This window comes from Brevibacillus sp. NPDC003359 (genome assembly GCF_042878995.1).
In the GTDB taxonomy this organism is placed as follows: Bacteria; Bacillota; Bacilli; order Brevibacillales; family Brevibacillaceae; genus Brevibacillus.
In genome coordinates this window covers 200,977-220,455 of record NZ_JBIAOR010000002.1, presented here as the reverse complement: position 1 = coordinate 220,455, position 19,479 = coordinate 200,977, and the positions used below count along the sequence as shown (strand labels likewise).

At 47.9% G+C, this 19,479-nt stretch carries 20 protein-coding genes; 17 read left to right on the top strand and 3 right to left on the bottom strand.

From position 1 onward, the window contains the following. Positions 1–4 precede the first annotated feature (4 nt). The 3 genes from ACFYU8_RS10660 (at position 5) to ACFYU8_RS10650 (ending at position 2,643) form a co-directional block, all read left to right on the top strand. Positions 5–670, top strand: coding sequence for a PilZ domain-containing protein (locus ACFYU8_RS10660; protein ID WP_390297990.1), 666 nt, complete (start codon positions 5–7; stop codon positions 668–670). A gap of 296 nt (positions 671–966) precedes the next feature. Next, positions 967–1,422, top strand: coding sequence for a helical membrane plugin domain-containing protein (locus tag ACFYU8_RS10655; RefSeq protein ID WP_007728644.1), 456 nt, complete (start codon positions 967–969; stop codon positions 1,420–1,422). Positions 1,423–1,464: 42 nt separating this feature from the next. Then, entirely contained in the window at positions 1,465–2,643 is a 1,179-nt protein-coding gene (locus ACFYU8_RS10650; RefSeq protein ID WP_390297987.1) for an NAD(P)/FAD-dependent oxidoreductase, read from the top strand. A 50-nt stretch (positions 2,644–2,693) separates the two neighbouring features. Here the strand turns inward: ACFYU8_RS10650 and ACFYU8_RS10645 are convergent, their stop codons facing one another. Further along, entirely contained in the window at positions 2,694–2,846 is a 153-nt protein-coding gene (locus tag ACFYU8_RS10645; RefSeq protein ID WP_167402472.1) for a hypothetical protein, read from the bottom strand. Between the two features lie 185 nt (positions 2,847–3,031). Here ACFYU8_RS10645 and ACFYU8_RS10640 point away from each other — a divergent pair, with 185 nt between their 5' ends. The 7 genes from ACFYU8_RS10640 (at position 3,032) to ACFYU8_RS10610 (ending at position 10,531) form a co-directional block, all read left to right on the top strand. Beyond that, entirely contained in the window at positions 3,032–3,475 is a 444-nt protein-coding gene (locus tag ACFYU8_RS10640; protein WP_390297983.1) for an ACT domain-containing protein, read from the top strand. Between the two features lie 38 nt (positions 3,476–3,513). After that, positions 3,514–4,815, top strand: a complete 1,302-nt coding sequence (locus ACFYU8_RS10635) for a homoserine dehydrogenase (protein WP_390297980.1) — start codon at positions 3,514–3,516, stop codon at positions 4,813–4,815. Beyond that, positions 4,815–5,897, top strand: coding sequence for a threonine synthase (gene thrC / locus ACFYU8_RS10630; RefSeq protein ID WP_390297977.1), 1,083 nt, complete (start codon positions 4,815–4,817; stop codon positions 5,895–5,897). The genes ACFYU8_RS10635 and thrC overlap by 1 nt, the downstream gene beginning before the upstream one ends. Then, a complete protein-coding gene (gene thrB, locus ACFYU8_RS10625; protein WP_390297974.1) occupies positions 5,894–6,823 on the top strand; it encodes a homoserine kinase in 930 nt (309 codons plus the stop codon). The genes thrC and thrB overlap by 4 nt, the downstream gene beginning before the upstream one ends. A gap of 22 nt (positions 6,824–6,845) precedes the next feature. Then, positions 6,846–7,709, top strand: coding sequence for a prephenate dehydratase (gene pheA, locus ACFYU8_RS10620; RefSeq protein WP_390297971.1), 864 nt, complete (start codon positions 6,846–6,848; stop codon positions 7,707–7,709). 116 nt (positions 7,710–7,825) lie between these two features. Beyond that, positions 7,826–9,490, top strand: coding sequence for a LysM peptidoglycan-binding domain-containing protein (locus ACFYU8_RS10615; RefSeq protein ID WP_390297968.1), 1,665 nt, complete (start codon positions 7,826–7,828; stop codon positions 9,488–9,490). A gap of 12 nt (positions 9,491–9,502) precedes the next feature. Beyond that, positions 9,503–10,531 carry a phosphotransferase gene (locus ACFYU8_RS10610; RefSeq protein ID WP_390297965.1) on the top strand — a complete coding sequence of 343 codons (1,029 nt, stop codon included), beginning with the start codon at positions 9,503–9,505 and terminating at the stop codon, positions 10,529–10,531. Between the two features lie 47 nt (positions 10,532–10,578). On the opposite strand, the gene ACFYU8_RS10605 is transcribed toward ACFYU8_RS10610, so the two are convergent. Continuing rightward, the gene (locus ACFYU8_RS10605; RefSeq protein WP_390297962.1) at positions 10,579–12,567 is read right to left on the bottom strand and encodes a bifunctional 2',3'-cyclic-nucleotide 2'-phosphodiesterase/3'-nucleotidase; all 1,989 of its coding nucleotides are present in this window, start codon (positions 12,565–12,567) and stop codon (positions 10,579–10,581) included. A gap of 196 nt (positions 12,568–12,763) precedes the next feature. Between ACFYU8_RS10605 and ACFYU8_RS10600 the strand changes: the two genes are divergently transcribed. Beyond that, entirely contained in the window at positions 12,764–13,354 is a 591-nt protein-coding gene (locus ACFYU8_RS10600; protein ID WP_390297959.1) for a BofC C-terminal domain-containing protein, read from the top strand. A gap of 86 nt (positions 13,355–13,440) precedes the next feature. Here the strand turns inward: ACFYU8_RS10600 and ACFYU8_RS10595 are convergent, their stop codons facing one another. Beyond that, on the bottom strand, positions 13,441–14,526 hold the full coding sequence (locus tag ACFYU8_RS10595; protein ID WP_390297956.1) for a hypothetical protein: 1,086 nt from the start codon (positions 14,524–14,526) through the stop codon (positions 13,441–13,443). Positions 14,527–14,658: 132 nt separating this feature from the next. On the opposite strand from ACFYU8_RS10595, the gene ACFYU8_RS10590 reads away from it, so the two are divergent. The 6 genes from ACFYU8_RS10590 to ACFYU8_RS10565 all read left to right on the top strand — a co-directional run bounded on the left by ACFYU8_RS10590 (position 14,659) and on the right by ACFYU8_RS10565 (position 19,439). Continuing rightward, positions 14,659–14,850, top strand: coding sequence for a hypothetical protein (locus tag ACFYU8_RS10590; RefSeq protein WP_390297953.1), 192 nt, complete (start codon positions 14,659–14,661; stop codon positions 14,848–14,850). A 164-nt stretch (positions 14,851–15,014) separates the two neighbouring features. Continuing rightward, positions 15,015–15,515, top strand: a complete 501-nt coding sequence (gene ruvC, locus ACFYU8_RS10585) for a crossover junction endodeoxyribonuclease RuvC (RefSeq protein ID WP_390297950.1) — start codon at positions 15,015–15,017, stop codon at positions 15,513–15,515. Then, positions 15,512–16,129: a Holliday junction branch migration protein RuvA gene (ruvA, locus tag ACFYU8_RS10580; protein WP_390297947.1), complete on the top strand. Its 618-nt coding sequence runs from the start codon at positions 15,512–15,514 to the stop codon at positions 16,127–16,129. The genes ruvC and ruvA overlap by 4 nt, the downstream gene beginning before the upstream one ends. A 4-nt stretch (positions 16,130–16,133) precedes the next feature. Continuing rightward, complete coding sequence (gene ruvB / locus ACFYU8_RS10575) at positions 16,134–17,132, top strand: Holliday junction branch migration DNA helicase RuvB (protein WP_390297944.1); 999 nt, start codon at positions 16,134–16,136, stop codon at positions 17,130–17,132. Continuing rightward, a complete protein-coding gene (locus ACFYU8_RS10570; protein WP_012685583.1) occupies positions 17,129–17,347 on the top strand; it encodes a DUF2905 domain-containing protein in 219 nt (72 codons plus the stop codon). The genes ruvB and ACFYU8_RS10570 overlap by 4 nt, the downstream gene beginning before the upstream one ends. A 157-nt stretch (positions 17,348–17,504) precedes the next feature. Further along, on the top strand, positions 17,505–19,439 hold the full coding sequence (locus ACFYU8_RS10565; RefSeq protein WP_390297941.1) for a SpoIID/LytB domain-containing protein: 1,935 nt from the start codon (positions 17,505–17,507) through the stop codon (positions 19,437–19,439). Positions 19,440–19,479: the final 40 nt, after the last annotated feature.

Genomic DNA, 19,479 nt, shown 5'->3' with positions numbered 1-19,479 from the left:
AACCATGATTGATGTCCCATCACTGAACCCCTTTATGGGGGATAAACGACTCCAACGCGGTGCGACGCTACCGCTAATCATCTCCAAACAGGTGAAGACACCTGTCCAAGTTTTGGTCGAACATGTAAAGGGCAGTTATCTCGTAGCTTCCTATGAGATGAAGCTTGAAACGAAAGCAGAGCTCCTCGGATCAACTGTACGCATTCGTTGGGAAACGGATTCGGCAGTGAACACAATTGATTTGGAAGTGGTTTCGGAGCAAACGCTTTGGCCAATCAAGCTTTTAGGGATGATTCCGATTAGTGTAGGGGTAGAAATTTCACCAAAGCGCAAGCAGGATCCCATCTCCCCAGATCTCGGTATTTCTGTCCCTTACAAGGTGATGGGAGCTAGACCGATCGAAGAAAAAGGCGAGGCAGTGCTGCTGAAATTCTCTCCTACCCGTCTTGTTTTGGGAACGGACGGTTATGTGTCGAAGGGCGATTTTCTCCACTTGTCTTTTAAGATACCGAAGCAAGCGCAGGAGATCGTCATGATGGCGAAAATCGTGGAAAAAACGTTTCAAGACAAACAATCAATCATTGAATTAATCTTTACGGATATCAATGAAAAGCACCATGAACTCATCAAAGATTACTATAAAAAGCTCTCAACTACCGCTTCTTCCTAAGGAAGCGGTTTTTTTCCTTTGATGTTCCTGTGAAGAAGGTATATAGTAGAGTACATAGAGTTCTAAATCGAGCCTGTTCACTTAATGGATTTGTTGTGTACGCTTTCATCTGAATAAATTCTTGTGAAATCATTCACTTTTGATTATTCGAATCCGTTGTTTGCTTAACTTTGTGAAAAATGTTACAAGTAATTTTTATTTCTGGATTTTCAGGGAGAATAGCGGCCGTTACTCGTATGAACAGGCATCGAGAATGAAAAGGCCTCTATTCCAAAGCAAAGGAGGACGTTTTTTTTATGTCTCAAACAACTACGCAACAAGCTCAAGCTGCTGCTGAAGTAGCAAGCACTGCTACTCTGGCGCCAGCGCAACAACAAGATGTACTCGATCAGTTGATGAAACCAGAAATCCAAGAGTCACTTAACGTATTGGTGGCGAACCTGCCTAAATTGGCGGAACTGACAACTCTTTTGACCAAAACGTATGATTTGGTACAAACGGTAGCAAATGATCACGTATTGATCGACGACATCAAAGGCGGAATGGAAGAGTTCGTAAAACCGATCTCTGATAAAGCGAAAGGTATTGCGCAAGCAGCCATTGAAGCCAATGACCGTGTTCATGTAGAAGAGTCTACTATCGGTTTGTTCGGTATTCTCAAAATGCTCAAAGATCCGCAAGTACAAAAAACATTGCGTTTCGCACAAGCATTCTTGGAAGTGTCGGCAGAACGTCAACAACAAAAACGCTAGTTTTTTCATTATGGAATGTAAGACAAGGACGGAGGATTGGGCATGGCGAAGCATATTCTGATTCTAGGCGGCGGTTATGGCGGTTTGCTCAGCGCATTGACTGCACGTAAATACATGACGGCTGAAGAAGCGTCGATCACGGTGGTAAACCGTTTTCCTACTCACCAAATCATTACGGAACTGCACCGCTTGGCAGTAGGAAACCTGTCTGAACAAAACGTGGCGCTCCCTCTGGAAAGATTGCTGCGTGGCAAAGATATTAACCTCGTAGTAGACGCGGTAGAAAATATTGGTCTCGATTCCCAACGCGTAACACTGGCGAGCGGCGAGTCCATCAAATATGATGCATTGGTGATTGCGCTGGGTAGCGAAACAGCATTCTTCGGAATCCCAGGTCTGCAAGAGTACAGCTTCACACTGAAGTCTGTAGAGGAAGCAAATCGTCTGCGTGCACACCTCGAAGAGCGCGTGATTGAATACAAGACGAGCAAGAATAAAGCAGATGCTTCCTTCGTTGTAGGTGGTGGCGGTCTGACAGGTATCGAGCTTGTTGGGGAATTCGCTGATATGCTGCCAAATCTGTGCCACAAACACGGCGTAGACTTTGCAGACGTATCCATCTACTGCGTAGAAGCAGGTCCATCCATTTTGGCTGGTTTTGCTCCTGACTTGGTTGAGCGTGCGAAAACGAGCTTGGAAAAACGTGGCGTTCAGTTCCTGACAGGCGTACCTGTAACGGAAATGAAAGAAACCACGGTTTGCTTAAAAGATGGCGGTACCATTGAAACCAAAACAATGGTATGGACAGGTGGCGTACAAGGAAATCGCGTAGTAGCAGAGTGCGGCGTGGAAGTAAATCGCGGGCGTGCAACTGTTACAGAATTCCTGCAATCCACTTCTCACCCTGATGTATTCCTCGCAGGTGACAGTGCGGTAGTAATGGGGCCAGAAGGTCGTCCATTCCCTCCAACTGCGCAATTGGCTTGGCAAATGGGTGAAGTAGTGGGTCACAATCTCTTCGCACACTTCAACGGCACCAAAATGGATACCTTCAAACCGGTTTTCTCCGGTACACTGGGTAGCCTCGGCCGTAAAGACGCGATCGGAACAATTGGTGCAAGCCAACTGAAGCTGAAAGGCTTGCCTGCAACCTTGATGAAAGAAGCGAGTAACGTTCGCTACTTGACTCATATTAACGGTCTGTCCTCTTTGGCATACTAATCGAATCAGGAAAACCCGGGATCATGATGTCCCGGGTTTTTTGTGCTTGTTTATCCGTTTCCGCTAGGATCTTCAATCACGTTTGGGGATTGTGCCATCTTTTTGCCTCGAGTGTCATTGCCAAACTGTTCGAGACTGCTTGGCTTACCAGCTGGGTGATTATTACGGCGCTCCGATTTATCTGACTTTCCACGTCCGGCCATTTGCCTTTCACCTCCTCCATACGATACGCATTATTGTGCGCGAAGAAGCTCCCCCTCATGTAATCAAAGTAAACCAAATATGATCCGATGAAAAAAAGTGATGGATAAGGATTGTCACATTACGTGCTTTCCGTTATAATGTCCTCTATAAAGAAACAACTGTTTTTCTCAGGAGGACACAAGGCATGAAAAAGGAAGAAAAATTCTACTTGATTCGATCTGACATCCTGCCAGAATCAATTGCCAAAACGATTGAAGCCAAGAAGATGCTTGAATCCGGCGAAGTGGATACCGTGAATGAAGCGGTTGAACGGGTGGGATTGAGCCGCAGTGCTTTTTATAAATACAAAGATGGCATTTTTCCGTTCAACGCAATGATGAGCGAAAAAATTATGACGTTTACTTTCTCTTTGGATCACATGTCAGGTTACTTGTCCAAAGTGCTCACATATGTAGCAGATCAAGGTGGAAACGTATTGACCATCAATCAGACGATACCACTACAAGGGATTGCTACCATATCCATGTCAGTCGATATGGCTAATCTCCGCGTATCTAGCACAGAGTTTTTGGATGGCCTGCAGCAGATCCCAGGCGTTCGCAAAGCGATGATCGTCGGTAGAGGCTAAGCAAAATAATAATCAAAGAAAAGGCAGGGGAGAGAGACATGGAGAAGCAGAGCATTAAATTGGGATTAATGGGTTTTGGGACAGTCGGAACTGGTGTAGTGCGCATTATTCAAGCGCATCAGGAGGATTTGCAAAAGCAAACCGGCCTCAGTATTGAGATTTCCCGGATTCTCGTTAAGGACGCAGAAAAATCTCGCAATATTCCATTGATGGAGAGCGCACTGACCACTAATCCAGCTAGTCTTTTGGATGATCCAGAAATTGAAGTCATCGTAGAAGTGATTGGCGGAATTCACCCTGCAAAGGAATATATTTTGGGTGCACTCGAACGAGGCAAGCACGTAGTAACAGCCAACAAAGATCTGATGGCTTTGCACGGCGCCGAAATTTTAGAGAAGGCACAAGAAAAGGGCTGTGACGTTTTCTACGAGGCAAGCGTGGCAGGTGGAATACCGATTTTACGCGCGTTAGTAGAAGGGTTCTCCTCAGACCGTATCGCAAAAATGATGGGAATCGTCAACGGGACGACCAATTACATCATGACCAAAATGAGTCAGGAGGGCGCGGAGTATAGCGAGGTATTGAAAGAAGCGCAAGCGCTAGGCTATGCGGAGCAAGACCCTACCTCCGATGTGGAGGGCTTTGATGCCGCCCGCAAAATGGCGATTCTGGCAACGCTGGGCTTCCGTGTACCGATGAAGCTCGAAGATGTGGACGTAAAAGGGATTAGTTCCGTGAGTAAGGAAGATATCGCCTATGGCAAGCAACTGGGCTATGAAATCAAGCTGCTCGGACTGGCTCGTCGTGACGAAGAGGCGATTGAGGTAAGTGTGCAGCCGACTCTGGTTCCGAAATCCCATCCACTCGCTTCCGTAAATGGCGTCTTTAATGCCGTGTACGTACATGGGGAAGCAGTAGGAGAAACCATGTTTTACGGGCCGGGCGCAGGTGAATTGCCGACTGCTACCGCCGTTGTGTCTGACCTGGTTACTGTCGTCAAAAACAGAAAGCTAGGAGTGAATGGACGCGGAATGGTTGCACCATACAAAGAAAAAGTATTGAAAGAAGACAGCGAAAAATTCTCTAAATACTTCCTCCGCATCGTAGTTGCAGATAAACGCGGTGTTCTTGCTCAAATTACACAGCTTTTGGCTGACAAAAATATTTCCCTTGAGCAGGTCATCCAACAACCGTTTAACAACGGACGTGAAGCGGAGATTATCATGATCACACACATGTCCTCAAAAAGTGACATGGATGCGGTACTGGCTTACATGGAACAGATGGATATCGTATCAACTGTGCAGAGCTGCTACCGTGTAGAAGGGGGAGACAAATAATGGGTTCTAATCGACAGTCTGGCATCCTGGCACATTACCGGGAATTTCTCCCGATTTCAGAAAAAACTCCACTGATCAGTTTGCATGAAGGAAACACTCCCCTGATCCATGCTCCGAACCTATCCAAACAATTTGGGGTGGAGCTGTACGTCAAGTACGAGGGGCTCAATCCGACAGGCTCTTTCAAAGATAGAGGAATGGTCATGGCTGTAGCCAAAGCGGTAGAAGAGGGAAGCAGCACGATCATGTGCGCTTCGACGGGGAATACATCAGCAGCGGCTGCGGCGTATGCAGCACGCTCAGGATTGCGTTGCATCGTCCTGATCCCGAATGGCAATATCGCGCTGGGCAAGCTGGCACAGGCTATCGCCTACGGCGCTGAAGTCATCGCGATTGACGGCAATTTTGATGAAGCACTGGATATCGTTCGCGAAATCACAGCGAAAGAGCCGATTACACTGGTGAATTCCGTGAACCCTTACCGGATCGAAGGACAGAAGACCGCGGCATTTGAAGTGTGCGATGCGCTTTCAGACGCACCTGACATTTTGGCAATTCCAGTTGGCAACGCAGGCAACATTACAGCATACTGGAAGGGCTTCGAGGAATATTTCGCAGCCAAAAAATCGAGTCGTTTGCCTAAGATGTACGGATTCCAGGCAGCGGGTGCAGCTCCGTTGGTTCATGGCGAACCAGTAGCCAACCCTGAAACGATTGCGACCGCTATTCGCATCGGCAACCCAGCGAGCAAGGATGGCGCTTTGAATGCCATTTCGAAATCAAGCGGTCTCGTCGATAGTGTGACGGACGAAGAAATATTGCACGCCTACCATTTGTTGGCCAAGAGTGAAGGGGTGTTTTGTGAGCCTGCCTCGGCAGCATCGCTGGCTGGCATTATCAAACTGCATGAGGCTGGAAGGCTTCAACCCGGCAGTCAGATCGTGTGCGTACTGACTGGAAACGGACTGAAAGATCCAAATATCGCGTTGAAGCTAGTAGGTGAAGAGCCGCGTTCTGTTCCGGCGACACATGAAGCTGTGATGGAACTGGTTCGTCAAAGTGGGAGAGAATTTGTATCATGAATGGACGACGTGTAAAAGTAACTATACCGGCAACGACAGCGAATCTGGGACCGGGATTCGATGCGCTGGGAATGGCTTTCCAATTGTATTCTGTCGTCGACATGGAAATCAGTGAGCATACGACAGTTGAGATGATCGGTGAGGAACTGCAAGGAACACCGACGGACAAAAACAATCTTCTCTACAAAGTTGCGGCGGGGTTGTTTCAGGAAGCGGGTCTCGCTACTCCTGAGCTCGCGATCCGTGCTTCAAGTGACGCTCCCCTGACGAGGGGATTGGGGAGCAGTGCCGCTGCGATTGTAGGTGCACTCGTAGCGGCCAACCATCTCGCTGGCGAACCATTTACTCGTGAACAGTTGTTTGAAAAGGCAACACGCCTGGAAGGGCATCCGGATAATGCAGGAGCTTCGATGTTTGGCGGTATCATTGTGGCGACGATGCCGGAAGTACCAGGTGAACCTATTCCTTATGTGCGGTTTTCTGCTCCTGCAGGATTGCAGACGCTCGTCGTGATCCCAGAATTCATGCTCTCGACAGAAAAAGCGCGGAACGTCTTGCCGCAGGTGTACAGCAGAGAGGATGTTGTATATAATGTGGGTCATAGTAGTTTGCTAGTTGCTGCACTGGCACATGGCAGACTAGACCTGATGGGGCGGGCAATGTCTGATCGGCTGCATCAGCCGTATCGAGCAAAGCTTGTACCTGGCTTGAACGAAATCCTGGACAAAGCGACTGAACACGGCGCACTGGGGGCTGCTTTGAGCGGTGCTGGACCGACGATCCTCTGCTTTTTCTCTTCGGATGAAGAATTAGAGAAGCTGCGTGCATTTGTGGACAGAGTGATGAAAGGACACGACATCTCGTACCGCGTGATGATCTTGCAACCGGACGAAAATGGCGTACAGGTAGAAATCCATCAGAGATAGAGCATAGTGGATAGGAGTAGCCATGGAGAAGAAACTTGCTTTTCTAGGACCGCGTGGAACGTTCACCGAAGAAGCAGCGAGAATATTGTCGCTCGGACAAAAGCTATCTTTCGTTTCGTACCCAAGTATTATTGAAGTACTAGACGCTGTTTCCAAAAATGAAGTGGCATTCGGTGTCGTACCGATGGAAAACTCCATTGAAGGAACAGTCAATTCCACATTGGATTGGCTCATTCACGAAGTAGATCTGCCCATTTTGGCGGAGCTTGCACTGCCCATTACGCAAAACTTGTTGGTGGCAAAAAGAGAGCACCCGTTACCTTTGTCAGCGATTACGAGAGTGTTGTCACATCCCCAAGCGATTGCACAAAGCCATAATTTTTTGCGTGAGAATTTGCCAGGAGCAGCGATCGAAACGGTAAACAGTACGGCATTGGCTGCAAAAATGGTGAGTGAGCATCCAGAAGAGCCGTGGGCTGCTGTTGGTACTCGATTAAATGTAGAGATTTATCCATTGGAGTTTGCGCGTGAACAAATTCAAGATTATTCGAATAACTACACGCGCTTTGTTCTTGTCGGTCAGGAAAGTCTTGATCTGCCGGTTTCTCGCAAGGAAAAGACGACAATACTGGTCACGCTGCCGGAAGATTTCCCGGGAGCCTTGTATCAAGTGCTTGCTGCTTTTGCTTGGAGAAAAGTCAACTTGTCTCGCATCGAATCACGTCCGACGAAGAAAGCACTCGGAAGCTATTATTTTGTCGTCGATATTGAGCAGAAGATGGACGACGTCTTATTGCCAGGAGCGTTTGCGGAGATTGAAGCCATTGGTTGTCAAGTTCGTCAGCTCGGGACGTATCCATTTTATATGCATCAGACCAATTCCTAGAGGGATTGGTTTTTTTCTTTTTTTGCTCCTTCCCAACAAAGGAGTGGCGTCAAGGAGCAAAACGCCCATGACTGCATACGATGTTAGGGAGTTTGGTGCAAGGGAGGAGAAAAACATTGAGAATACACATCGTCCAAAAAGGCGATACGATGTGGAAGATCGCCAAAAGATACGGCGTCGATTACAAAGAACTGTTACGCCTTAATAGTCAATTAAAAACTCCCGATACAATTTATCCTGGAGCGAGAATCAAGATTCCGGCGAAACAAGTTCCCGTCCGACCACAGCAAAGAACGACGCCCCCCCACCGAATGAGTGAGGCGGCCCCTTATGTGAAAGAAAGACCGATTACGGAAGAGGAAGAGATGGAGGTACCGCAACAAATCGAGAGGCGGCCAATTGAGCCGGAAGAATCAGGAGAGGTGCAAATCGAATCCAGGGAGGAGACCAGACCTACTCGCTCGCCGGCTCCCATTCCTACGAAACCACCAAAGGAGAAGCCGAGGCCGCCAGTCCCTTCTGTTTCACCAGAAGTAGTCAGGCCAACGGCACCACCAACATTACCGCCACCTCCACCGACCCGGCCCATACCAAAACCAACAGAACCAATTGAAAAGCCGATTGAAAAGCCGATTGAAAAACCAATTGAAAAACCGATCGAAAAACCAATTGAAAAACCGATCGAAAAACCGATCGAAAAACCAACACCTTATAAACCGCCGAACATTTCAGGCAAGCCAAATGTGCTGCCTCCGATTCCGCCTATTCCAATACGTCCACTCATGCCGACTCCATCTCCAACCAGAGTGAGCCCGTATATTTATCCACCAGCGATTCCACCGAATCAAAATGTGCCCAACATTCCATATAGACCGCCAACACAGGTCTTGCCCTTACAGCCAACACAACCGCCATCATATTGCCCACCTTGCCCACAGCCAAATTATCCACCGCCACGGGTAAGCCCATTACAACCGATGCAGCCAAACTATCCGCCACGGGTAAGTCCATTGCAACCGATGCAGCCAAACTATCCGCCACGGGTAAGTCCATTGCAACCGATGCAGCCAAACTACCCACCGCCACGGGTAAGTCCATTGCAACCGATGCAGCCAAACTACCCACCGCCACGGGTAAGTCCATTGCAACCGATGCAGCCGAACTATCCACCGCCACGGGTGAGTCCGTTGCGACCGCTTAAGCCGCCTTCGAAGGTGAGTCCACAACAGAAGCTCAAGCCACCTTCAAAAGTGAGCCCACAACAGAAGCTGAAGCCATCGACGAAAGTAAGACCAGAGCAAGAGCGCAGGCCATCGCCACAGGTGCGTCCATTCCCGCCGTTCCCACCACCGTTCCCGCCACCATGCCCGCCATTTCCGCCTTGCCCACCGTGCGGGAATCCGTGGATTGGACCGTTTTTTCCAAATAGACGACCGATTGTGAGTCCAGAACAAATTCGACCAATCAATCCATTTCCAATGTGCCCACCACCGGTCAGACCGATGCCGTTTCCTTATCCATGCCCACCACCATTTCCGCCCATGCCATTAAAGCGGCCACGAGTGAAGAAGCATGTGTGCCCGGAACCAGTGGAGTCATCATCATGTGAGTGTTCTTCTGAAGTCCCGGAGTACAAAGGCCGAAAAGGCAAGTACAATCGTTCTCCACAGGAGATTCACAATAACAAGATGTTTCCGCCTTCCCCGTGTATGGCTTCCATGCCTGAACAAGGGGTTTGGCCGAACTGGGGAGATGGGCATGAAGAATCCTCTTCTTACTAAAGAGGGTATGGGATGAACAAAGAAATCTTATCCACCATTGAAAAGGCTTTTCGCTGTCAAATCTACGGGGTAAAACCGAAGCGAAACGTCAACCTGTTAAAAACAGACCGGGGCCACTGGATACTCAAGGGATATAAGCAGGTCGAAAAAGCTGTGTGGGTGACAGAGTTAGCGGATGCACTACATGAGAAGGGCTTTCATCAAACCGTGCAATATGTGGCGAATCATGAAGGGTCCAAAATTTTTGCATTGGAAGACCGTCATTACACCATCATGAAAATGATTGATGGGCATGAAGCAGATAACGATTCTCTTTTCGATGTCAAAAAGACAGCAGAAACATTAGCGCGTTTTCATGTTGCAGCCCAGGGCTTTCCTATTGCCCACTCGTATGCGTATGAAGGAAAACCGGCTCTTTTAGATAAATGGGAGAGCCGCTTGGAATACTTTGAGCGGTTGATGTGGTCGATCGAACATAAAGGACCCCAGAGCAAACTGGAGCAACTCATTTCCCAACAGGCAGATCACGTCCTTCGTGATGGCAAGGAGCTGCTGCAATCTGCCTACAAGCTACCTTTGACGCCAGAAATGTTTTTAGCGATGGAGAGGGGCACACTCGCACACAGAGATGTGGCGAGCCATAACTTCTTGCTTACGGAGCGAGGCAGTTGCTATTTGATTGACCTTGATACAGTAGGTCATGATCTTCAGCTTGTTGACCTCGTACAATTGATGTCACGAATGCTATTGATGCAGGAGTACCGCATGGATTCATTTGTGGAAGCGATGGAAGCCTATAGTAACGTCAACTATTTATCTGACACCCAGATTTGGGCTGTTCATCAATTGCTTCGCTATCCGGATAATTTCTTGCGGGAGGTAACGGGCTTGTATAGCCATCGCCCAGGCTACCACATGCGGGGCGTCATGCAGCTGCTCCTAATGGAAGGCAAAGTGATGGCGAATCGCCAACGTTTTTTAAACGACGGAGAACGAATTTTCCAGCGATCTCCTTGGGGAAATTACCATTTTGTCGGATAAAACAAAACATCCCTCTCGAAAGAGGGATGTTTGTGTTGTTGACCAGTTTACTTGGAAGCAGGCTTGGACAAATCAATCGAGAATTTCGCGAAGCCAGTTTCCAACACATTGATAAATTTGATGTTGGACATTTTTTCAGCGAATGGTTTCGCGTCAGGAGAAGAAGTGAATGTAACGTTCAGCTTCGCATCTACTGGAGCAAAAGACCAGTTGTTGTCTGCTGCTGGGTCGATATTTTTTTGGTTCAGGATGTAGTCGATTACGATTTGACGGTTTTCATCTGGAGAATCAATAACGATGTTTTTGCCATCCAGACCTGGGAACGCACCGCCGCCGCTTGCACGGTAGTTGTTGGTTACAACGATGAACTTGTCTTCGGATTTAACTGGTTTGCCATTGAAAGACAGGTTTTTGATGCGGTTTGCATCTTTGTTTGCTACTTTTCCATCTACTGCGTATTTGGACGGTTGGGTTACATCGATTTGATAAGTAACACCGTCGATTACGTCAAAGTTGTACGTTGGGAAAGTCTCGTTGATAAGCGCTTGCTCATCGGTTTTCTTCACATCGATTTGGTTGAATTGTCCAGCGGAGCGCTCTAGCCATTCTTTCACGGTTGCTCCATCTACCAGAACAGCTTTCAATGTGTTCGGGTAGATGTACAGGTCAGATACGTTTTTGATGGCGATTGTACCAGCTGGGATATTGGAGTAGTAGCTTACTCCGTTACGGCCGCCTGCTTTAAATGGTGCCCCAGCAGACAGAACTGGAATGCCATCGTATTCTGTACCCTTCACGTTTTTCTCAACGAACCATTTTTGTGCATTGGTTACGATTTGGATAGATGGATCATCTTGCACGAGTGCAAAGTAGCTGAAGATCGGGGAAGATGTTTTCCCAACAGCAGAACGAACCCATTCAACCGTTTTATCGTGATCTTCTTTCACTGCATCTACGATTGCTTTGTCTGCATCAGCCAAGGATGCTTTGTTTGCTTTGTCATAGATTGGAACTACTTTAGTACCGGACTCAGCCACTTTCCATTTTCCGTTTTCTTGTTTCAGCGTCAGGTCGATCACGCCGAGGTGATTACCCCAGAAACCAGGCATAACTGCTGGTTTGCCGTTGATCGTTCCTTTTTCTGCATCAACGCCTGGAATTTTATCGAATCCAGGACCAGGGAATACGGAGTGGGAGTGTCCGAACAGGATCGCATCAATACCATCTACTTTGCTCAGCTGGTAGCTAGCGTTTTCCAATTGGGCACCACCCTCAACAGGGCCAATTCCGGAGTGAGGAACTGCGATGATGATATCTGCACCTTTTTTCTTCATTTCAGGTACGAATTTGTTGGCGGTTTCCACGATGTCCTTCGCAATTACTTTTCCTTCCAAGTTAGCCTTGTCCCACTGCATGATTTGTGGCGGAACAAAACCGATTACGCCCACTTTGAGTTTTACATCTTTACCGTTCTCATCTTTAAATGTGCGCTCCAGAATTTCGTAAGGAGTGTACATGTTTTTGTCATTGTCCGGGTTTTTGTCCTTGTCGTCTACATAGACGTTGGAGTTTATGTAAGGGAATTTCGCACCCTTCAAGCTAGTGTCCAAGAACTCCAAACCAAAGTTGAACTCGTGGTTACCGATGTTGGCAACATCGTAGTCCATCATGTTCATTGCTTTATAAGCAGGGTGAGTCTCGCCAGCTTTCAACGGATCAATTTTTGCTACATAGTCGCCCAATGGGTTTCCTTGCAACAAGTCACCGTTGTCAATCAGGATGCTGTTTTTCACTTCTTCTCTTGCTTTTTTAACCAATGTAGCTGTTTTTGCGAGGCCGAACTCGTCTGTGTTTTTGTCTTGATAGTAGTCATAGTTAACGATGTTAGTGTGGATATCTGTCGTTTCCAACAGGCGGAGCTTGAGGACAGAATCTGTTTGCGCGCTTACAGGAGTAAGAGGAAAAGAGAGTGCGCCAACAACCAAAGAAGTGCTGAGGAGGAAAGCAGTCAGCATTTTTTTGTTCGTTTTTTTCATGTTTGAAATAACCTCCATAAGTTTACAATAATGCCAAGCAAAAATAGTTTATCATTAGATTTGGACGCTGGATAGATAGCTTGATGAAATAGTATATTAATTTTTTGTATTGACAAAAATAAAAAAATAGAAGGTCAATCCCTCAATGGTCGCGTATGTCCCTCTTCTCTCGTGGAAATAATAGGAAGAAAAGACTATGAAGAAGGGGTTCAGGGTGACTGAGAAGAAAAAGTGGATGGTATACGTGGCGTGGGGTGCTGCATTAGCCACAGGCGTCGTAGTCGGCATCTTACTAGTAGGAAAGGACGGAAACGATTCGGGTCTTGCTCGCTTGTTGACCCATACAGGCAAAGTGGACGTGGTCGCGGGTACGTCGTACGAGTTGGTTTTAGCTCGCCATTATTTGTGTGGAGTGCGAGAGGAAGAACATGTGTCAGTTCGTACCAATCAACTGGCAGACGCCATGGGCAATTACAATGGTTGGGAAATTGTCCGTGCAGAACCTGTCAAAATGACCCTGATGAAGCGAGAGCAGGATATAGCGCCAACGTGCAAAGAGAATGGACATTTCGGAATAGCGGCGGACGGCATGCTTGCCCTGTTTCATGGCCTGCCTGCTGGACAAGATGTCGTGCAAACCTTTTATCGAATTGATATTGCGAAAATGGAAGCGAGTCTGCCAAAAGAGGAATGGGAAAATCTGAAACGGGGCATACGCATTCGGAATTTGGCAGAGTATAACAGTGTATTGTCCACCTATGGCGAATACCAATGGAGTGGACGATGAAATCTGGTGGACCGAAAAACAATCCCTTTCGAGCCTTTCGTGTAACTAGCACGTATTGGACTGGAAAGGGATTTTTGTTTCAACCGCTACGGATTCAGCATTACCGCAATGATTCGCCAGCGTTCCCACGGCACTTCGCGGCGCAAAAGAAACTGCCATGTCTTCCGAAAATTTCCCCCTTCCCGGGCGATGTATGTGAGCCGAACAGGAACCTCTATCAAGAGAGGACCGCGTTCGTCTGACGGGATGACGATTTCTGACGATCGCACAGATTCGATTGAGGACAGCCCTTCTGGAAGTGAGAATCCGTCCGTTGTCATCCGCATCGTATGAGTGTCGTGCTCATGCAGAGCAGTGAGGAAAAAGCCGACCAACTCTTCAGGTGACGCCCCTTTTATTGTGGCCGCAAGTGCTCCGGAAGCCTTGAGTATCATCATACTGTGACTAGGATCTGGCTCTGTGCGTCGATGGGTGGAGCTACCGAAAAAGTGGATGCAAAAATGCCCCGGGAATTCATTTCCTTTAATCGCACCAGCGCCATGAGGCATTCCATGCATGGATGCTGCAAAATAAGTACCGTCTACCTCTACTAGAATGGCTCTGCGCTTCCACGACCATTTCCCCTGATAAATGTTCTTCATGATCTGTGTATCCTTGCGTGTCAACGGTTGAACATCGGCGTGGCGACTGCCTGCTCTTCGCTGGACATCAAAGCGTTGGCCTGTCTCTAAATCAATCACGGTACCGAACTCCATCCGTTTCAACGTTTTTTTTACCTGTTCCCAAGGGATGGCTTGTGCAAAATGGACAGCCTCTACGGACTTGACCATTTCTTCAATCCGCTGGCGAACGTCATTTCCCAATACATAGCGATGAGGCATTTCTTTTTCATAAAGCTGGCCATCATGATCATATACATATGTTCGTTTTTTTACGGTCAATGTAGCACGTATCCAGTGCGGGTTGTAGGAGGCGACCACGGTAGATGAGCCCATTAGCCGCTTCGTAAAATGATTTTGATCACGAAAGGGCATTGTAGTTTGGAAGGAGGACTCAGGTGACACCGAAACGGTGACCGTGATGCCATTCTTGCCCTTGGCATACGTAGAGTGCGGCATTGACAGAGCGATTATGAAAAGACATATGCAAAAAATAAGGACTTTGCTCCGCAACAATCAACACCTCCACTGCTTATCGTTTCAATAAGATGTCTGGTTCATGTAGCGTAAATCTTGGTATCATAACCCCATTGCGCTTACGCCATACTGTTTTCATACGGTGATCGAAGGAGGAGTCTTTAGACCATGTCTACCATGCCTAGAGGTAGCTACAAAGACCAGTTCCATCAGCGTTTGTACGTTCAGTTGAACCAGGGGCACAATAAGCTCAATTACCAACAGATCAACAAGATCAAAGAGCACATGCAGAGTGGTGTGGACGACTATGCCCACACGCAGCATGATGTGTCGGATTCACTCGGAATGAACAAACACTAACAGACACCGTATAACCCGCTCCTTTTATAGGGAGCGGGTTTTTTCTTAGGTTGTTCAAAAAGTTGACTTTTTGAGCTCGGATTTAAAATGGAAATACACGTTCGCTTTTTAGGTGCTTTGTGTTACAGTAGAGAGTAGAATCTTTTGCTCACGGAGAGTGGACTATGCGCATTTTAGGAATTGACCCTGGCATTGCGATTGTTGGTTTCGGGGTTGTGGATAAAGAGGGCAGTCAATTGCGTCCCGTCCAGTATGGCAGCATTCAGACAGAAGCCGGATTGCCAGTGCCGCTTAGGTTGAAACAGATTTTTGAGGCGATGCAGAGTCTTCTGGAAACATATCGTCCCGATGAAATGTCCGTCGAAAAGCTTTTCTTCAATAAAAACGTGACGACGGCCTTTACAGTTGGCCAAGCGCGAGGGGTTATTTTACTTGCTTCAGAGCTGGCTGGTGTACCGGTTTATGAATATACCCCGATGCAGGTCAAGCAAGCCGTAACTGGCTACGGGGGAGCAGAGAAGAAGCAAATACAGGAAATGACGAAGCTCCTATTGCGGTTAAAAGAAGTACCGAAGCCTGACGACGTGGCGGACGCATTGGGCATTGCCATTACGCACGCACAGTTTCGCGCGTTCATTTCCATTTCGGAAGGGGTCCAGAAATGATTGATTTTGTAGAAGGCACACTTTGTTATCTCGATTCGGAATACATAGTTATTGAAACCGGAGGAATCGGTTATCGGCTGTTTTGCCCAAACCCGTATCAATTCGTTCGGTATGAAGGCAGCAAAACCAAATTGTTTACCCACCACCATGTTCGCGAAGATGCCATCCTGCTATATGGCTTCGCTACCCGTGACGAACGCGATTTGTTCCGCAAGCTGCTTGATGTAAGCGGAATCGGTCCAAAGGGCGGATTGGCAATTCTGGCTGCGGCGACGCCTGAGCAGCTGGTGATGGCGGTTCAACAGGAGAATGTTACCTATTTGACGAAATTTCCGGGGATTGGGAAAAAGACTGCCCAGCGCATTATCCTCGATTTGAAGGATAAATTGGTAGGGTACACGCCATCTGCGATTCTGACTGTTGCAGCGGGTGATTTGACAGCAGGCGAGCAAGCTGTGTCTGCACTGAACGAAGCACTCGATGCATTGACCGCATTGGGTTACTCGGATGGTGAGCTGCAAAAAATCAGAAACGCGCTGTCTGAGAAATCAAAAGAGGGCGATGGTGTAGAAAAGCTTATCAAACAAGGGCTTGCGTTGCTCATGAGGGGGTAGGATTTTGGATTCTCGGATCATCACGACGCATTTGAATTTGGAAGAAGATGCGGCGGAGCTGAGCCTCCGTCCTCGCTATTTAAACGAATACATCGGTCAACAGCACGTGAAGGAAAACCTGAAAATTTTTATTGAAGCAGCCAAAATGCGTAAAGAGTCGTTGGATCACGTACTGCTGTACGGTCCGCCTGGTCTGGGGAAGACGACCCTGTCGCAAATTATCGCAAATGAGCTGGGTGTGAATATCCGCACGACGTCTGGTCCGGCAATTGAGCGTCCGGGTGATTTGGCAGCGATTTTGACGAATTTGCAAGAGGGTGACGTCCTGTTTATTGACGAGATTCACAGGCTCAACCGAAGCGTAGAGGAAGTTCTGTATCCGGCTATGGAGGATTTTGCGCTGGACATTATTATCGGTAAAGGGCCAAGCGCTCGCAGTGTTCGTTTGGATTTGCCGCCATTTACACTGGTCGGAGCCACGACCCGGGCTGGAATGCTGTCCGCGCCGCTTCGAGATCGCTTTGGGGTTGTAAATCGCCTGGAGTTTTATACGGTCCCGGAACTGACCTTTATCGTTTCGCGGGCGGCCGACATCTTGCAGGTCGTCATTCGAGAAGGCGGAGCAGAGGAGATCGCCAGACGTTCACGTGGAACACCTCGGGTGGCAAACCGATTGCTGAAGCGGGTTCGCGATTTTGCCCAAGTAAAAGGCGAAGGCGTCATTACGACAGAGATTGCCAAAGAAGCGCTGGAAAGATTGCAAGTGGATACCTGCGGTCTCGATCATATCGACCATAAACTGTTGCTAGCGATTATTGATCGCTTTGACGGTGGACCGGTTGGACTGGATACGATCGCAGCAACAATTGGAGAAGAGTCACAAACGGTGGAGGATGTTTGCGAGCCGTATCTCATGCAGATTGGCTTTATGCAGCGGACGCCGCGGGGGCGTGTTCTTACCCCGAGTGCGTACCAACACTTTGGTCGGGAGATGAAATCGTGAATCCTGTAGCCAAGCTACTTATTATTGGTGGTGCTGCTTTAATCGTAATCGGTCTTTTGTGGCAGGTAGGAGGCAGATTTTTGCCGCTGGGGCGTTTGCCGGGAGATATCGTGGTAGAAAAGGAAAACGTCAAATTTTACTTTCCGATTGTGACTTGTATTGTGATTAGTATCGTCCTGTCGCTTGGCATGTATTTATTCCGGCTGTTCAAATAGGCAAGTGTGAAGGCCATCGGAGCTCATCGTTCCGGTGGCTTTTTTGCGTGCGGGCGTTTGGTCCCATTTTACGAAAAAGGCAGGAGATCAGCCTGGTATTGTCGAAAAACATGGGAAGACATGCCAATTTTTGTGGAAATCAGGTGAAGAAAGGACAATGGACGACATGAGAAAGAAATGGATGGGGAAAGTCCTTTCGGTGGGCCTACTATCAGTAGTTCTCGTAGGAGGACAAGTACCAGCGCAGGCAGCCGGCGACAATATCAGGGTTGCACTATTTGTGGATACAGGACAAGGTTATCGGGGAATCGTTCCTTCCATTACGCTAACCGCAGAAAACGGAATGGATGTCGTGCTCAATGGACCTGAGGGCAAGACAGATTTACCTGAATTAAAGGGAGATGCAGCTCGTTACCGGGTTGATGAATATCATCTGATCGTTGTCGAAACAAGTGACTGGAATCGCGCACAGCAGATTGCACAGCAAATGAGCCAACGAAAATACGAGGGCTCAATCCAGGTGGCAAAGCGTAACGGTCAGACCGTCTATCAGGTCGTAAGCGGAACTTATGACACGTATCAGGATGCAGCTAATCAGGCAAAAACGGTTGCCCAAGAGATCGGGCAGAATCCGCTTATAAAAGGTCCACTTCGACTCGAAGCTGGCAAATTCAAAAGCTTAAAGGAAGCACAAGAATGGCAAGCGTCATTTGAAGCAACAGGTATCCCTGCTTATCCGGTGATGGTATCAGATGGGGATAAAGTCAAATATGCGGTTTGGATCGGGGACGAGGCTAGTCCAGATGCCGTGAAAGAATTGAAGCGAAGAGCAAGTGCCGCATTCCCTTCTTTCTCCTATCAGGAGCCAGCCAGCCAATCTTATGTTATATTGAAGCAAGATGTATACGGATCACCGGATGAAGTGATTTGGAAGTATGTATTTTCCCCTCAAGTAAAACTGACTGTTGAAGCGAATAAAGCAGGCGATGCATCGGTGATTGGCGTTATCGAACGAGAGCAACGCACATATCGCGGCGAGATGGAACTATCGGAATACAATGGTCACTTGACACTAGTAAATGAACTTCCAATGGAAGAGTATCTGTATGGAGTTGTTGGGTCTGAAATGGCTCCAGGCTGGCCGATGGAAGCATTGAAAACGCAGGCGATCCTGTCGAGAACTCGTGCTGTGTGGCAAGGCAATAAGTATGGAGTTGCCAATGTGTCCGATACGGTTTTCGAACAGGCGTATTATGGCTATACAAAAGAGTCTGATGATGTACGTGAGGCCGTCGACGAGACAGAAGGCGAAATCATTTACTACCAAGGCAAACCAGCTGAGTCGCTATTTTATTCCAATGCAGGCGGTATGACTGCAGACGGAACAGAAGTATGGGGCAATCCGGTTCCTTATTTGCGTTCTGTCGAGAGTAAAGACACATATCCGATGGAGAATGCGAGCATATGGTATCGCGTGGCTTTAGCGGATGGATCGCTCGGCTATGTAAGAAATGATCTGGTAACCGAAACAGGCCAGAGCAATTCAGAGGGACAAAGAATGGCGGTCATTTCGACCGAGAATACCAATTTGCGCTCAGGTCCAAGTACAACGACTCATCGTGTGTTGTCCGTACTACCTACCGGAGCAGAGGTAACCATCCTCTCAGAAGTAAAAGAAGAAAATGCGTATTCATGGACACGCGGTCCGTTTACCTCTACAGAGATTGCAGCCATGATCAATGCCGCGCATGACAAGAACAAAGCTCCACGTATTTCAGGAAACGTAACGAGCCTGAAAGTGACGAAGCGTGGGCCATCGGGACGTGTCATTGCGATGGAAGCCAATGGGACGCCAATCGTCGTTTCCTCGCCAGATGCATTCCGTTCCGTTTTCCAACAGGGTGGAACTTCTCTGCGCAGCACGAAGTTTGAAGTGGAAATGATTAATGGTTCGCAATTCATCTTCCGTGGTACTGGCTTTGGACATGGTCTTGGCGTCTCACAATACGGAGCTCGTGCGATGGCAGAAGAAGGGTATGACTACAAAGATATCTTGCAACACTACTACCAGGATGTGACAATCGAAAAGTAAGTCGTTTGCCACAAGATATACCGCAAAAAGGAGTAACGAT

Bases quoted from the DNA above. Each gene is read 5' to 3' on its own strand.
- ACFYU8_RS10660 (WP_390297990.1), top strand. From the start codon at position 5: ATGATTGATGTCCCATCACTGAACCCCTTTATGGGGGATAAACGACTC.
- ACFYU8_RS10655 (WP_007728644.1), top strand. From the start codon at position 967: ATGTCTCAAACAACTACGCAACAAGCTCAAGCTGCTGCTGAAGTAGCA.
- ACFYU8_RS10650 (WP_390297987.1), top strand. From the start codon at position 1,465: ATGGCGAAGCATATTCTGATTCTAGGCGGCGGTTATGGCGGTTTGCTC.
- ACFYU8_RS10645 (WP_167402472.1), bottom strand. From the start codon at position 2,846: ATGGCCGGACGTGGAAAGTCAGATAAATCGGAGCGCCGTAATAATCAC.
- ACFYU8_RS10640 (WP_390297983.1), top strand. From the start codon at position 3,032: ATGAAAAAGGAAGAAAAATTCTACTTGATTCGATCTGACATCCTGCCA.
- ACFYU8_RS10635 (WP_390297980.1), top strand. From the start codon at position 3,514: ATGGAGAAGCAGAGCATTAAATTGGGATTAATGGGTTTTGGGACAGTC.
- thrC (WP_390297977.1), top strand. From the start codon at position 4,815: ATGGGTTCTAATCGACAGTCTGGCATCCTGGCACATTACCGGGAATTT.
- thrB (WP_390297974.1), top strand. From the start codon at position 5,894: ATGAATGGACGACGTGTAAAAGTAACTATACCGGCAACGACAGCGAAT.
- pheA (WP_390297971.1), top strand. From the start codon at position 6,846: ATGGAGAAGAAACTTGCTTTTCTAGGACCGCGTGGAACGTTCACCGAA.
- ACFYU8_RS10610 (WP_390297965.1), top strand. From the start codon at position 9,503: ATGAACAAAGAAATCTTATCCACCATTGAAAAGGCTTTTCGCTGTCAA.
- ACFYU8_RS10605 (WP_390297962.1), bottom strand. From the start codon at position 12,567: ATGAAAAAAACGAACAAAAAAATGCTGACTGCTTTCCTCCTCAGCACT.
- ACFYU8_RS10600 (WP_390297959.1), top strand. From the start codon at position 12,764: ATGAAGAAGGGGTTCAGGGTGACTGAGAAGAAAAAGTGGATGGTATAC.
- ACFYU8_RS10590 (WP_390297953.1), top strand. From the start codon at position 14,659: ATGTCTACCATGCCTAGAGGTAGCTACAAAGACCAGTTCCATCAGCGT.
- ruvC (WP_390297950.1), top strand. From the start codon at position 15,015: ATGCGCATTTTAGGAATTGACCCTGGCATTGCGATTGTTGGTTTCGGG.
- ruvA (WP_390297947.1), top strand. From the start codon at position 15,512: ATGATTGATTTTGTAGAAGGCACACTTTGTTATCTCGATTCGGAATAC.
- ACFYU8_RS10565 (WP_390297941.1), top strand. From the start codon at position 17,505: ATGGACGACATGAGAAAGAAATGGATGGGGAAAGTCCTTTCGGTGGGC.